Source organism: Streptomyces sp. NPDC044064 (assembly GCF_056434245.1).
In genome coordinates, this window is sequence record NZ_JBWKFN010000012.1 from 1 (window position 1) to 13,970 (window position 13,970).

Consider the following 13,970-nt stretch of genomic DNA (forward strand, 5'->3'; position numbering starts at 1 on the left):
GGGGATGAGGCGAGACGCGGCCCCCTGTGTGTGGTGGGGTGGTTTGGTGTTTTCCGCGGTTTTTGTGTTCTTCCCTCCCGTGGGTGGCGGGGGGGGGGGGGGGGTGGCCCCCCCCCCCCCCCCCCCCCCTACTTCACCGACCCCGCCATCACCCCCTGCACGAAGTGCCGCTGGAAGGCGAAGAACACCACCACCGGCACGATCAGGGACAGGAACGCGCCCGGGGCCAGGACGTCGATGTTGCTGCCGAACTGGCGGATCTGGGACTGGAGTTCGACCGTCAGCGGCTGAGACGAGCTGTCGGCGAAGAGCAGGGCGACCAGCATGTCGTTCCAGACCCACAGGAACTGGAAGATGGCGAGGCTGGCGATGGCCGGACGGCCCACCGGCAGGACCAGACGGGTGAAGATGCGCCACTCGCTGCCGCCGTCCATGCGCGCGGCCTCCAGCATCTCCTTCGGCATCTCCGCGAAGTAGTTCCGCAGCAGGAACACCGCGAACGGCAGACCGTAGGCGACGTGGAAGAGGACCACACCGGGGATCGTGCCGAACAGGCCCAGCTGGCCGAAGAGTTTGGCCACCGGCAGCAGGCCGATCTGCACCGGCACCACCAGCAGGGCCACCACCAGCAGGAACAGCGCTTCGCGGCCGGGGAAGTCCAGCCAGGCGAAGGCGTATCCGGCGAGCGCCGCGATGACGACGACCAGGGTGGTCGTCGGCACCGAGATCAGCACGGTGTTCCAGAACGCCTGGGTCATCCCGGAGTTCTTCAGCAGCGCCGAGTAGTTGTCGAAGGACAGCTGGCCCGGGCTCGCCAGGGCGGTCCACCAGCCGCCCTTCGCCGTGTCCTGGGCCGACCGCATCGACGACACGAACAGTCCCGCCAGCGGAGTCAGCCAGACCAGGCCGATCACCACGAGGAACGCCTGGACCAGACTGTTGCCCAGGCCGCGCCTGACCGTGTTCATGGCCGAGTTCATCGCTGGCTCCTTCGGAAGCGGCGGACGTTGAAGACCATCGCGGGGATCACCAGGAGCAGGAGCAGCACGCCGAGGGCACTGCCCAGGCCCTGGTTGTTGCCGCCGCCGAAGGACACCAGCCACATCTGGGTCGCGAGGACGGTGGCGTCCTCCTGCACCGGTCCGGGCGCGATGATGTAGACGAGGTCGAAGACCTTCATCACGTTGATCACGAGGGTCACGAACACGACGGTCAGCACGGGGGCGAGCAGCGGGACCGTGATCCTGCGGAAGATCTGCCACTCGTTCGCGCCGTCGATCCGGGCGGCTTCCAGCGCATCCCGCGGGAGGGCCGACAGACCCGCGCCGATCAGCACCATCGCGAAGCCGGTCCAGATCCACAGGTACGCGCCGATGATGGCCGGTGTGACGAGCGTCGGGCCGAGCCAGGAGATTCCCTGGTAGGGCGGGGCGAAGTTCGAGGCGGGCAGCTCCACGGTGTACGAGCCCTGGCCGAGCCCGGAGAAGCGGAAGGAGCCGTCGGAGGCGGACGTGGTGCTCGCGACCGTCCTTCCGTCGCGCAGCGCCTCGACCTTCATGCCGGGCAGGCCGCTCTCCTTCGGGTCGACCCTGCCCTGCTTCCCTCCCCCGCCGGGCGTGAAGTCCAGGTAGACCACGCCGCGCAGTTCGTCGGCTGCCGCCGTGCGGGCCGCGGCCGGGTAGGCGGGCGAGGTGCCCTTCGGCAGGTCCTTGGGCAGTACGCCCACCAGGCCGAGGGCGACCGAGTGCCCCGGGGACAGGCCCGCGTCCGTCAGGTACGAGCCGTCCCGGCCCCGGCTCAGGCCGTGCCCGTCACGCGCCCGGGCCGTCGGGTACGACGAGGTCCCCGTGAAGGCGTCGTGGACGGAGACCACGGCTGCGTCGAGGACACCCTTGTCCGGGTCCTCGTCGTAGGCGAGCCGGAAGATGATGCCGGCGGCGAGGAAGGACACGGCCATCGGCATGAACAGCAGGAGTTTGAAGGCGGTGGCCCAGCGCACCTTCTCCACCAGAACGGCCAGGATCAGGCCGAGGCCGGTGAGCAGGGCCGGGGCCACGACGACCCAGATGGTGGTGTTGCGGATGGCCTTCAGGGTGGCCGGGTCGCGGAACATCTCGGTGTAGTTGTCGCCGCCGACGAACCGGGTGCCGGAGGCGTCGAAGAAGCTGCGGCCGACGGAGAACAGCACCGGGTAGACGACGAGGGCTCCGAGCAGGAGCAGGGCGGGGAAGACGAAGAGCAGGGCGACGGTCCGGGCGCGGCGCCGGCCGCGGCGCCCGCGGGCCGCGCCTGCGGCCCGCGGGTTCGCCTGTCGCTCGGCGAGTGAGGTGGCGGTCATCTGTCCGCTCAGCCCTGGTAGGCCTTGGCCGCCGCGGACTCCAGCTTCGCCGCGGTGCCCTTCGGGTCGGAGGGGTCGCGCAGGAAGTCCTGGAGCAGCTTCCACTCACCGGCGCCCTTGGTGCCGCCGAAGGCGGCCGGTGCCTGGTCGGACATGTCGAAGCGGACCGAGTCCCCGGCCGAGACGAGGGACCTGGCGGTGGCCCGGGTGACGTCGTCGCTGTAGGAGGCGAGGTCGAGCTTCTTGTTCGGGGACAGGAAGCCGCCCACCTTCGCCCACACGGCCGCCGCCTCCGGGGTGGCCAGGTACTCCAGGAGCTTCATGCCGGCCTTGGCGTTCTTGCCGTCCTTGAGGACGACGGCCGCGTCGCCGCCGCTGACCACCGGTGCCGTGCCGCCGCCGACCGCGGGGAACGGGAAGAAGTTGGCGTCCTTGCCGATGGTCTTCTGGAACTGGTCGTGGGCCACACCGGCGACGAAGTCGCCCTCGTAGACCATGCCGGCCTCGGGCTTGGGCCCGAAGACCTTCTCGACGGAGCTGGGGAAGTCGGTGTTCAGCGCCTCCTTCTGGCCGCCGGCGATCAGCTGCTTGTCCTTGAAGAGCTTGCCGAGCGTGGTGAGCGCCCTGACGACCGAGGCATCCGTCCACTTCAGCTTGTGGGCGGCGAGGGCGTCGTACTTCTCCGGTCCGGCCTGGGAGAGGTAGATGTTCTCGAACCAGTCGGTGAGCGTCCAGCCGTCCTGGCCTGCGACGGCGAAGGCCGAGAGCCCGGAGTCGGAGACGGTGTGCCCGGCCTTGAGCATCTCGTCGTAGGTCTTGGGCGGCTTGACGCCGGCCTGGGCGAGGGCGTCGGGGCTGTACCAGACGGTCGACTTGTGGGCGGCCTTGAAGTAGAGGCCGTAGAGGGTGCCGCCGACGCTGCCGTACTTCTTCCACACGGGTGCGAAGTCGGCGTCGACCGTCTGCCCTGCGGTCGGGGACAGCGGCTTGAGCCAGCCCTTCTGTGCGAACTGCTGGAGCACGCCGACCTGCGGGACCATCACGACGTCGGGCGCGTTGCCGCCCTCGATCTTGCTGCCGACGACCGTGGAGACGTTGTCACCGGTGGAGACGAACTGCGTCTTGGCGCCGGTCTTCGCGGTGAACGCGTCGAGCACCTTCTGGAAGTTCTTCTGCTCGCTGCCGGACCAGACGCCGGCCACGGTGACCGTCTGGCCGCTGAGGGCCTTGTCGCCACCTCCCGCGGTGACCGGGCCGCCGCCACAGGCGGTCGCGCCGAGGGCCAGGGCGAGGGCGGTGCAGCTGGTGAGCAGGGTGGTACGGCGTCGCATCATCGTTGATGTCCCTTCGAGGGGTGTGAGTTGACGGAGGATCAGAGGTCGGAGTCGCTCAGCCACCAGGCGGCCGTCGAGCCGGGCAGCACCCCGGCCGTGCAGGGACCGCTGGACAACAGGGGGGTGCCGGAGACCGGCGCGGGTGTGGGGGACGTACCGAAGTTGACGGCGCAGACGAGGCCGTCGCCGCGGACGAAGGCGAGGACGCCCGGCGGGGTGTCCAGCCAGCGCAGCGCGCCCTCGCCCAGCTGGGGCAGCGAGGCCCGGAGCTGGAGACCGTCTCGGTACAGGTGCCAGAAGGAGCGGGTGTCGGCGAGGGCGCGGTCGGTGGCGTACTCGGCGAAGTACTCGGGCTGCGGCAGCCACGGCTTGGCGCTCTCCGCGCCGGAGGTGAAGCCGAACGGGGAGGCCTGCCCGGACCAGGGCAGGGGCACCCGGCAGCCGTCGCGGATGCGGGCGCGGTTTCCGGTGCGGTGGAAGATCGGGTCGGTGAGCACGTCGTCGGGCAGGTCGACGACCTCGGGCAGGCCCAGCTCCTCGCCCTGGTAGATGTACGCGGCTCCGGGCAGCGCCAGCATCAGCAGCGCGGCGGCGCGGGCGCGGGCGGCGCCGAGGCCGCTGCCCTCGGTGGCGGGTTCGCCGTAGCGGGTGACGGTGCGGACCTGGTCGTGGTTGTTGAGGACCCAGGTGACGGTGGAACCCGTGCCGGCTATGTCCTGCATGGCCTCGGAGATGACCTTGCGGAAGGCGTCGGCTTCCCAGGCCGCGCCGAGCAGGTCGAAGAAGAAGGCCTGGTGGAGTTCGTCCGGGCGGACGTACCGGGCGTGTTCGCGGGCGGTGGGGACCGAGACCTCGCCGACCAGCAGCCGCTCGCGTCCGTCGCGTGCCGTGTACTCCTCGCACACCCCACGCCAGTGCCGCCACACGTCGTGCACCTCGGGCTGGTTCCAGGCGAGCGGGTTGACCGAGTCGCGGGTGCGGGCGTCGGCCTCCGGGTCGTCGGAGTCGGGCAGTGCGGGGTGCTTGTAGAGGCCGGCGGCGACGTCGATGCGGAAGCCGTCCACCCCGCGGTCCAGCCAGAAGCGCAGGACGCGGTCGAACTCGGCGGGGATCTCGGGGTTGCGCCAGTTCCAGTCGGGCTGTTCGGGCGTGAACATGTGCAGGTACCACTGGCCGGGGCGGCCGTCCGCCTCCGTGACCCGGGTCCAGGCCGGGCCGCCGAACATGGCGTGCCAGTTGTTGGGCGGTTCGCTGCCGTCCGGGCCACGGCCGTCGGCGAAGTGGAAGCGGGCGCGGGCCGGGCTGCCGGGCTCGGCGGCGAGGGCCTCGCGGAACCACGGGTGCTCGCTGGAGCAGTGGTTGGGGACGATGTCCAGGAGCACCCTGACGCCGAGCCGCCGGGCGGCCGCCACCAGCAGGTCGAACTCGGCGAGGTCGCCGAAGAGCGGGTCGACGCCGCAGTAGTCGGCGACGTCGTAGCCGTGGTCGTGCTGGGGCGAGGGGTAGAAGGGGCTCAGCCAGATCCCGTCGACGCCGAGCTTCTTCAGGTACGGCAGTCCCGCGCGGACTCCGGCGAGATCGCCGATGCCGTCGCCGGTGCTGTCGAGGAAGCTGCGGACGTAGACCTGGTAGATCACCGCGTCACGCCACCAATGATGCCTGTTCAACCCTGTGGCCTGTCTCTGTGAAGGGCAGCAGTTATGCATGCATGTTAGGTAGACGTGTCGCGAGGGTGTCAATGAAAAGAACGCAGGCTACTGGGGAGTTGGGGTCACAAATACGGACTTACCAGGACACTATGAAGCCAGATGAGACGTCCGCGTTACCTAACAAGTAACTAGCGGTTGGAGACGGCTGCCAGCTCGCGCGCGAGTCGTCGCACCGCGGCCTCGGGCGTCTCGTGCCCGGTCAGCGCGTCCTGCACGACCGCCTGCACGACCAGGCTGACCTGGTCGTAGTGCGGGCTCTTGGGGCGCGGCTCGGCCGTGAGGACGGCCGTGCGCAGGGTCGGCAGATAGGGGAACTTCCGTACGAGCGCGGGATCTTCGTAGAGCGCGGCGCGTACAGGAGGCAGCGAACCCCGGGTGAGCACCTGACGCTGGACGCCCTCGCTGGTGAGGTACGCGATCAGGCGTGCGGCCGAGTCGGGGTGCCGGGCGTGGGTGTTGACGGCCAGGTTGGAGCCGCCGAGGACACTCTTGCCCGGCCCGTCGGGCCCGGGCAGCGGTACGGCGCCGATCCGGCCGGCGACCCTGGACCCCGGGGCCGAGGCGACGGCGTAGGCGTAGGGCCAGTTGCGCAGGAAGAGCAGCCGGCCGTCCTGGAAGGCCTGTTTGGACTCCTCTTCCTTGTACGTCAGCGCCGCCTTCGGGATCCAGCCCTCGCGCAGACCGCGGGCCAGGAAGCCGATGCCCTCACGGGCCGCGTCCGAGTCGACGGTGACGCGGGTGCCCTCGTCGCCGAGGATGGAGCCGCCCGCCGAGTACACGGCCTCGGCCGCATTGACGGTCAGGCCCTCGTAGGGCAGGAACTGGCCCGCGTAGCCGTCCAGGCCGTACTTCGGCGCGATGGTCTTCGCATCGCGCTCCAGCTCGGCCCAGGTGCGCGGCGGCGGCACGCCCGCCTTGGCGAGGACGTCCTTGCGGTACAGCAGCAGCCCGGCGTTGGTGACGTACGGCACGGCGTACAGCCGCCCGTCGTACGTGGCCGTGTCCACGACCGGCTGCAGGAAGCTCTTCAGCGGGAAGCGGTCGCGCGGCAGCGGGCGGATCCAGCCGGCGGCCGCGAACTCCGAGGTCCAGTTGACGTCGATGTTGAGCACGTCGAACCGGCCCCGGTCGCCGCCGCGCAGGTCGGTGGTCATCTGCGCGTGGGTCTCGTCGGCGGAGTCCGGCAGCTCGACGAGCGTGACCTTCTCCGCGGGATGCGTACGGTTCCAGCCCTCCAGGAGCGGACCGAGGTAGCCGGTGAGGTCACCGGCGGTGGCCAGGGTGAGCGGACCGCTCCGGTCGCGCTCGTCGGCGTGCGCCCCCGAGGCCGTGTACCCGGTCAGGACCACGGTCAGAACGAGGAGCCCCCTACCGGCGGCGCGCATCCACCGCATAGGTTCCTCCCTGAACACGTACACCCGGCCATGGGCACCCTCGCCCGACGGTCAGAGGCCATGTATACCTGTTAGGTATGGGCGATACTAGGGCCTGGAGCACATTACGAGAACAGGAGGACAGCACGAGTGCGTCTGCCCCTCCTGGCACTCCTCGCACGCGGCCCGGCCCACGGCTACGAGCTGAAGCAGGACCTTGAGCTACTGCTGGGCTCCGCGTACCCTCAGCCGAACGTCGGCCAGATCTACGTGACCCTCGGCCGCCTCGAGAAGTCGGGACTGATCGAGGGCGAGGATGTCGAGCAGTCCAGCCGGCCCAACAAGAAGGTCTACCACCTCACCGACGCCGGGCGCGAGGCGCTGCACGCCTGGTTCGAGGAGACCGAGGACGAGCCACGGGTCCGGGACGAGTTCTTCATGAAGCTCGCGCTCGCCCCGCAGACCGGTCTCACCGAGCAGATCGCCCTCATCAACAAGCAGCGGCGCCAGTACCTCAACACCATGCGCAACCTGTCGAAGCTGGCCGCGGCCGAGAACCGGGACAACCGAATCGCCCATCTGCTCATAGAGGGCGCGATGCTGCACCTGCAGGCCGACCTCGACTGGCTGGAGCGGTGCCAGGAGGAACTGGAGGAGCTGGAGTGAGCGACGCCCACGCTCCTGTGCTGCGCGCCGAGGGTCTGGTGAAGACCCACCACGGCGAGGGCGCGCCCGCGCGTGCCGTCCGCGGGGTCGGCCTGAGCGTCGAGCGGGGCGAGTTCGTGGCGATCACCGGGCCGTCCGGCGCCGGCAAGTCCACACTGCTGCACCTGCTCGGCGGCCTGCAGCGGCCGGACGAGGGCAGCATCTGGCTCGACGGCCGGTGCACGGACTCCTTCAGCGAGGCGCGCTGGGCGGTGGAGCGCAGGAAGGCCATCGGGATCGTCTTCCAGTTCTTCAACCTGGTGTCGAACCTGTCGGTCGCCGACAACGTCGAGCTGCCCGCCCTGCTCGCCGGCGTCCCGCCGAAGCGGGCCCGGGCCGAGCGCGAGACGCTCCTTTCCGAGCTGGGCCTCGAGGGCAAGGAGCGCAGCATGCCGGGCGAGCTGTCCGGCGGCGAACAGCAGCGGGTCGCACTCGCCCGCGCCCTGGTCAACCACCCGCCGCTGCTGCTCGCCGACGAGCCCGCCGGCAGCCTCGACAGCAAGGGCACCCGTGAGGTGATGCGGCTGCTGTCCCGCTTCCACGGGCGCGGGCAGAGCATCGTCCTCGTCACCCACGACGCCCGGCTGGCCAGCGCCGCCGACCGCGTGATCAGCTTCTTCGACGGCCGCATAGCCGACGACGCCGCGCTGGACGGCTCCCCGTCCCGCAGGCCTGGGACCTCGGGTGTGCTGGAGCTGAGGGACTGATGGCGCGCCGACTGCCCGCGGCCGGGGACTGAGCCGTGCGAGCCACCCTGCGCTGGGCCCACTCCGATCTGCGCACGCACCGCGGCGAGGCGCTGTTCATCACGCTCGCCACCGCCGGGATCGTCGCCTCGCTGCTGCTGGCCGCCGCCCTCTTCGGCTACGCCACCAACCCGTGGCAGCGAACCTTCACCCAGGCACGCGGGGCCCATGTCTGGATCCACACGGCCGCCTCCACCGACGCCCGCCGGCTCGCCCGGCTGGACGGCGTCGAGTCCGTCGCAGGCCCCTACCGGACCGAGGCCGCCACCGTCGCCTCGCGCGGCACCCGCGCCGCCGTGGAGCTGCGCGGCACCCCGCGCCTGCCCTCCGTCGGGCGCCCGCTGCTCACCGCCGGCCACTGGCTGGACCCGGCGCGGCCGGACGGCGTGGTCCTGGAGACCCGCCTGGCCCGGGCCCTGCTGGCCGAGCCCGGCGACACCCTCACCCTCCCCGGTACCGCCCGCACCCTCACCGTCGAGGGCATCGCCGACAGCGCGGAGCCCGGCTACAGCCCGGGCGCCCAGCCGGGGCTCGTCTGGGCACTGCCGTCCGCCGTGCGGGCCCCCGGCGGCCAGGTGACCGGGCTGCGCCTGAAGGACCCTTCCGACACGGACTACGCCGTCCAGCGTGCCGTCACCGTGCTGGGCGCGGGCGCGGTCGGCGAGGTCTCCACCTGGCAGCAGGCACGGGCCGACGCCCAGGGCGAGAACCGGCTCCTCGGCCAGGTGCTCGGCCTCTTCGGGCTCGGCGCCCTGGTAGCCGCGGGATTCGCCGTGCACGGGGCGATCGGCACCCGCATCCGCGGCCATCTGCGGGACATCTCGGTGCTGAAGGCGATCGGCTTCACGCCGGGCCAGGTCGTACGGATCTTCCTGCTCCAGCACCTGGCGTACGCCGTGCTGGGTGCGGCGGCCGCGGCCGCCGTGACCGAGAGCCTCGGCACCCGGATCCCGGGGCGGCTCGGCGACGCGGTGGGCGTGTGGCAGGGGTTGCCGGGGCACACCGTGACGCTGTCCGCCGTGCCCGTGGCAGCGGTGCTGTTCATCGGCCTGACCACGGGACTCGCGGCCTGGCGAGCGGGCCGGGTGCCCCCGGTGCCGGTGCCCCGCCCGTCGGCTCCGGCGGGCGGCCGGCTGACCGGCCTGGCCCGCCGCGCCCTCGGGCTGCGGCTGCCCGCCGCGCTGGTCCTGGGCTGCCACAAGGCGTTCGCGGGCCGCGGCCGGTCGCTGGCCGGTGTGGCCCGGCTGACGCTGCCGCTGCTGCTGATCGTGGTGGCGCTCAGCGCGTGGACCACCATCGACCGCTTCCACGGCAGCCCGGAACGGGTGGGCCTGCCGACGGCGCTCACGCTCCGCTCGGACGGCGACCTGAGCGACCCGGACGTACGGGCCCTGCTGGCGGCGAACGACCAGGTCACCGCCGCCTATCCGGGCGTCGAGCTCGCCGCGCTGGTCCCCGGCCAGACCGGGACGATCGCCCTGCGCGGCCTCGGCACCCGCTCGCAGCCGTACCCCTACACCCTCGCCGAGGGCCGGGCCGCGCACGGACCGGACGAGGCCGTGGCCGGCCAGGGCCTGCTGGACCTGCTGCATGTGCGGGTCGGCGACTGGGTGCGGATGACGGTCGGCGAGCAGCCGCAGATCCTGCACATCGTGGGCCGCAGCATCGAACCGCAGAACGCCGGCCGGGTCGTGACGACCTCCCTGGACACCCTGCGCGAGAACGACCCGCGGCTGTCCCCGGCCTTCTACCAGCTGCGGCTGCGCCCGGGCACCGACCCGCAGCGGGTCGCCTCCGCCCTGACCACCGCCGGGAACGGCCATCTGGACGTGCACGCCGTGACCAACCCGGCCGACGGGCTCTCCCCGCTGCGCGCGGTCGTCGCCGGGCTGACCGCCGTGCTCGCCCTCATCGGGCTCGTCGAGCTGCTCACCGCGATCGGCGGAAGCGTCCGGGAGGGCGAGCGGGACATGCTCGCCCTCAGAGCGATCGGTATGTCCCCTCGGCAGATCACCGCGATCACCGTCACGGCGACGACCTGCACGGCCCTGGCCGCGGTCCTCGCCGCCACGGCCCTGGGGCTGCCGCTGGCGCACCGGCTGATCGACGCCCAGGGCAGCTCCAACGGCATCGGCGCCGGCATCGCCGAGTCGCCCTCGCCCGGCCTGCTGCTCCTGCTGGACGCGGGCGCCGTACTGGGAGCCGCGGCCCTGGCCGCCCTCCCCGCGGCCCGGGCGGCACGCCGCCGCCTGGCGGACACCCTGAGCGCGGTGGCCTGAGCCCGGTTCCGCATGTCCGCGGCAGCCCTTTTGCGTGTGGGTCAGCTACGGTCGCGCAGCTCCCGGTACTTGGCGACCAGCGCCTTCGTGGAGGCGTCCAGGCCGGGCACGTCGGCGCCCTCGGTCAGGGCCGGTTCGACGCGCTTGGCGAGGACCTTGCCCAGTTCCACGCCCCACTGGTCGAAGGAGTCGATGTTCCAGACCGCGCCCTGGACGAACACCTTGTGCTCGTAGAGGGCGACCAGCTGGCCGAGCACGGACGGGGTCAGCTCGCGGGCGAGGATCGTGGTCGTCGGCCGGTTGCCCGGGAACGTCTTGTGCGGGACCAGCTCCTCGGGCACGCCCTCCGCACGGACCTCCTCGGCCGTCTTGCCGAAGGCGAGGGCCTGGGTCTGGGCGAAGAAGTTGGCCATCAACAGGTCGTGCTGGGCCTTGAGTTCACCGCTCAGCTCGGCGACCGGCTCGGCGAAGCCGATGAAGTCCGCCGGGATCAGCTTGGTGCCCTGGTGGATGAGCTGGTAGTAGGCGTGCTGCCCGTTGGTGCCGGGCGTGCCCCAGACCACCGGGCCGGTCTGCCATTCGACCCGCTTGCCGTCCCGCGCCACGTACTTGCCGTTGGACTCCATGTCCAGCTGCTGCAGGTACGCCGTGAACTTGGACAGGTAGTGGCTGTACGGCAGCACCGCGTGCGACTGGGCGTCGTGGAAGTTGTCGTACCAGATGCCCAACAGGCCCAGGAGCAAAGGCACGTTGTCCTCGGCGGGCGCGGTGCGGAAGTGGTCGTCGATCAGGCGGAAGCCGTCGAGCATCTCCCGGAACCGGTCCGGGCCGATGGCGATCATCAGGGACAGGCCGATCGCGGAGTCGTACGAGTAACGGCCGCCGACCCAGTCCCAGAACCCGAACATGTTGGCCGTGTCGATGCCGAACTCGGCGACCTTCTCGGCGTTGGTCGACAGGGCCACGAAGTGCTTGGCCACAGCGGACTCGGCATCGAGCGCGTCGAGCAGCCACTTCCGGGCCGAGGTCGCGTTGGTGATCGTCTCGATGGTGGTGAAGGTCTTGGAGGCGATGATGAACAGCGTCTCGGCCGGGTCCAGGCCGCGGGTGGCCTCGTGCAGGTCGGCGCCGTCCACGTTGGAGACGAAGCGGACGGTGAGGTCGCGGTCGGTGAAGCTGCGCAGCACCTCGTAGGCCATCGCGGGACCCAGGTCGGAGCCGCCGATGCCGATGTTGATCACGTTCTTGATGCGCTTGCCGGTGTGGCCGGTCCAGGCACCCGAACGCACGCGCTCGGCGAAGCCGCTCATCTTGTCCAGCACGGCGTGCACGGCCGGGACGACGTTCTCCCCGTCGACCTCGACCACCACGTCCCGCGGAGCGCGCAGCGCGGTGTGCAGCACCGCCCGGTTCTCGGTGACGTTGATCTTCTCGCCGCGGAACATGGCGTCGCGCAGCCCGAAGACGTCCGTGGCGGCGGCCAGCTCGCGCAGCAGCCGCAGCGTCTCGTCGGTGACCAGGTGCTTCGAGTAGTCGATGTACAGGTCGCCGACCTGCAGGGTGTACCCGGCGCCACGCTCCGGATCGGCGGCGAACAGCTCCCGCAGATGAGTGTCGGCCAGCTCCTCCCGGTGCTTCGTGAGAGCGGTCCACTCGGGCGTCTGGTTGAGCCTGGTGCGTCCGTCTGCGTTCATATCCGACTTCAGCCTTCTTTCCTGCGACCTGTCCTGCTGCGTACCTTGCCCCGCTGCCGGTTCCAACCTAGATGATCAGTGGGTGCCCTGAGCTGTTACGGCGCCGTCCTGCGGGGCAACAACAGGTACGTCCGGCTTGCGCACGGGTATCAGCGCGATGACGGCGAGAACGAAGAATCCGGCCGTGAGCAGCGGCGGGGTGCTGACGCCCCAGGCGGTCGCGACGGCGCCGCCCAGCAGGGCGCCCAGGGGCACGCCGGCGCAGGCCAGGGTCCGGAAGGCCGCAGCCACCCGGCCGAGCATTCCGGCGGGGCTGCGCTCCTGCATCAGGGTCGTCGTGTTCACGTTCCACACCATGCCCATGACCCCGAAGACGGCGAGCGCCCCCACCAGCACGGCCAGGCTGCGCACGGTGCCCATGACGACGAGCGCCCCGGTCTGCACCGCGCCGGCGAGCAGGACCGAGCCCGTCCGGCCGAGGCGGTCCACCAGCCGGCGGTTCAGCAGCCCTCCGGCCAGATTGCCCAGGGTGACGGCGGTACCCGCCGCCGCGAATCCCGCGGGTCCCGCGTCCAGCCAGCCGGTGACCAGGAGGACCAGGGTGGCGAGCAGCGCGCCCATGCCGATGTTGCACAGGGCGGTGGCGGCGCAGAGTCCGCGCAGGGCGCCGTCTCGCCACAGCGTGCGCAGTCCGTCGGCGATGTCCCGGCGCAGGGTGCCGCCCCCGGGGCCGGCCGCCCGCCGGGTGACCGGGAGGGTGGCGGCCAGGGCGGCGGCCACCAGGAACGTGGCCGCGTCGACGGCGAAGGGGAGGGCAGCCCCGGCTGCGATCAGCAGCGGCACGGCCGGCGCGCCGAGCAGTCCGCCGGCGATCCGCTGTCCGGTCATCAGCCGGGCGTTCGCGCTGCCGAGGGCCTCGGTCTCCACCAGGGCGGGCAGCAGGGCGGTCGACGCGTTGTCGAACAGTGTCTGGAGCGTGGTCAGGGTGAAGGCCAGCAGGATCAGCAGGCCGATCGAGGCCTGCCCCAGCGCGACGGCCACCGCGAAGCCCGCGACCAGGAGGCCCCGCAGCGTGTCCACCGTCCACATGGCCCGCCGCTGGTCCACCCGGTCGGCGACGGCGCCGCCGAGCAGACCGAAGACGATCCAGGGCAGATAGCCGCAGGCGGTGACCGACGCGATGAGCAGGGGCTCGTCCGTCAGCGAGGCGGCCAGCAGCGGGAGCGCGGCCGTACGCAGCGCGTCGCCGAAGCTGGAGAGCACCGCGGCACTCCACAACCGTCCGAATCCCCCGCGCCACGCCGGCGCACCCGGCTCCGCCACCTCGGCCCCCGTCACAACTCCCCCTCGCGGTTCACGCCTTCACGAAAACCGTAGGGGGTGCCACTGACAGTCGGCCGGACGCGCGGGGAGGAACGGCTTCGGCCAGGCACCCTGGGGCACCCGGCCGATGACAAGTCCTAGATCTCGCCGCGCAGTTTCGCGAGCGCCTCCGCGAGGATCGCCTCGCCGTCCGCGTCGCTGCGCCGCTCCCGTACGTACGCGAGGTGCGTCTTGTACGGCTCGGTGCGCGGCGGGTCCGGCGGGTTGTCCCGGTCCTGGCCGGCCGGGAAGCCGCAGCGCGGGCAGTCCCAGGTCTCGGGCACCTGCGCGTCGCTGGCGAAGCTCGGCTGCGTCTCGTGCCCGTTGGAGCACCAGAAGGAGATGCGCAGACGCGGCGCGGACTCGCCGCGCTCGGCCTCGCCCATCGGCCCCGCCCCGACCCGACTTCCTCGGATCGCGTTGCCACTTG

11 protein-coding genes are annotated in these 13,970 nt (G+C 71.6%); 3 read left to right on the forward strand and 8 right to left on the reverse strand.

The window, feature by feature from the left end; translation table 11 throughout:
• Window positions 1–128: 128 nt before the first annotated feature.
• The 5 genes from AC07DS_RS20270 to AC07DS_RS20290 all read right to left on the reverse strand — a co-directional run bounded on the left by AC07DS_RS20270 (window position 129) and on the right by AC07DS_RS20290 (window position 6,775).
• Window positions 129–968, reverse strand: coding sequence for a carbohydrate ABC transporter permease (locus tag AC07DS_RS20270; protein ID WP_479147512.1), 840 nt, complete (start codon window positions 966–968; stop codon window positions 129–131).
• 8 nt (window positions 969–976) lie between these two features.
• Window positions 977–2,338: an ABC transporter permease gene (locus AC07DS_RS20275; protein ID WP_479147144.1), complete on the reverse strand. Its 1,362-nt coding sequence runs from the start codon at window positions 2,336–2,338 to the stop codon at window positions 977–979.
• Window positions 2,339–2,346: 8 nt separating this feature from the next.
• Window positions 2,347–3,672 (reverse strand): ABC transporter substrate-binding protein, encoded by a 1,326-nt coding sequence (locus AC07DS_RS20280; protein ID WP_479147146.1) that lies wholly within the window; start codon window positions 3,670–3,672, stop codon window positions 2,347–2,349.
• Window positions 3,673–3,710: 38 nt separating this feature from the next.
• Complete coding sequence (locus AC07DS_RS20285; protein ID WP_479147148.1) at window positions 3,711–5,378, reverse strand: glycoside hydrolase family 13 protein; 1,668 nt, start codon at window positions 5,376–5,378, stop codon at window positions 3,711–3,713.
• A gap of 131 nt (window positions 5,379–5,509) precedes the next feature.
• Complete coding sequence (locus AC07DS_RS20290) at window positions 5,510–6,775, reverse strand: ABC transporter substrate-binding protein (RefSeq protein ID WP_479147149.1); 1,266 nt, start codon at window positions 6,773–6,775, stop codon at window positions 5,510–5,512.
• Between the two features lie 129 nt (window positions 6,776–6,904).
• Here AC07DS_RS20290 and AC07DS_RS20295 point away from each other — a divergent pair, with 129 nt between their 5' ends.
• Genes AC07DS_RS20295 through AC07DS_RS20305 form a run of 3 tightly spaced genes read left to right on the forward strand, consistent with a single transcriptional unit; the run spans window position 6,905 to window position 10,484 of the window.
• Window positions 6,905–7,420 carry a PadR family transcriptional regulator gene (locus AC07DS_RS20295; RefSeq protein WP_479147151.1) on the forward strand — a complete coding sequence of 172 codons (516 nt, stop codon included), beginning with the start codon at window positions 6,905–6,907 and terminating at the stop codon, window positions 7,418–7,420.
• Window positions 7,417–8,166, forward strand: coding sequence for an ABC transporter ATP-binding protein (locus AC07DS_RS20300; protein WP_145874937.1), 750 nt, complete (start codon window positions 7,417–7,419; stop codon window positions 8,164–8,166). Before AC07DS_RS20295 ends, AC07DS_RS20300 begins: the two co-directional genes overlap by 4 nt.
• A gap of 35 nt (window positions 8,167–8,201) precedes the next feature.
• Complete coding sequence (locus AC07DS_RS20305) at window positions 8,202–10,484, forward strand: ABC transporter permease (protein ID WP_479147153.1); 2,283 nt, start codon at window positions 8,202–8,204, stop codon at window positions 10,482–10,484.
• 41 nt (window positions 10,485–10,525) lie between these two features.
• Here AC07DS_RS20305 and pgi read toward each other — a convergent pair whose 3' ends face one another.
• From pgi to AC07DS_RS20320, 3 genes are all read right to left on the reverse strand, one after another.
• Entirely contained in the window at window positions 10,526–12,178 is a 1,653-nt protein-coding gene (pgi, locus tag AC07DS_RS20310) for a glucose-6-phosphate isomerase (protein ID WP_479147154.1), read from the reverse strand.
• Between the two features lie 75 nt (window positions 12,179–12,253).
• Entirely contained in the window at window positions 12,254–13,516 is a 1,263-nt protein-coding gene (locus AC07DS_RS20315; protein ID WP_479147156.1) for an MFS transporter, read from the reverse strand.
• Window positions 13,517–13,638: 122 nt separating this feature from the next.
• Entirely contained in the window at window positions 13,639–13,926 is a 288-nt protein-coding gene (locus AC07DS_RS20320; protein WP_007448238.1) for an RNA polymerase-binding protein RbpA, read from the reverse strand.
• Between the last annotated feature and the right edge of the window lie 44 nt (window positions 13,927–13,970).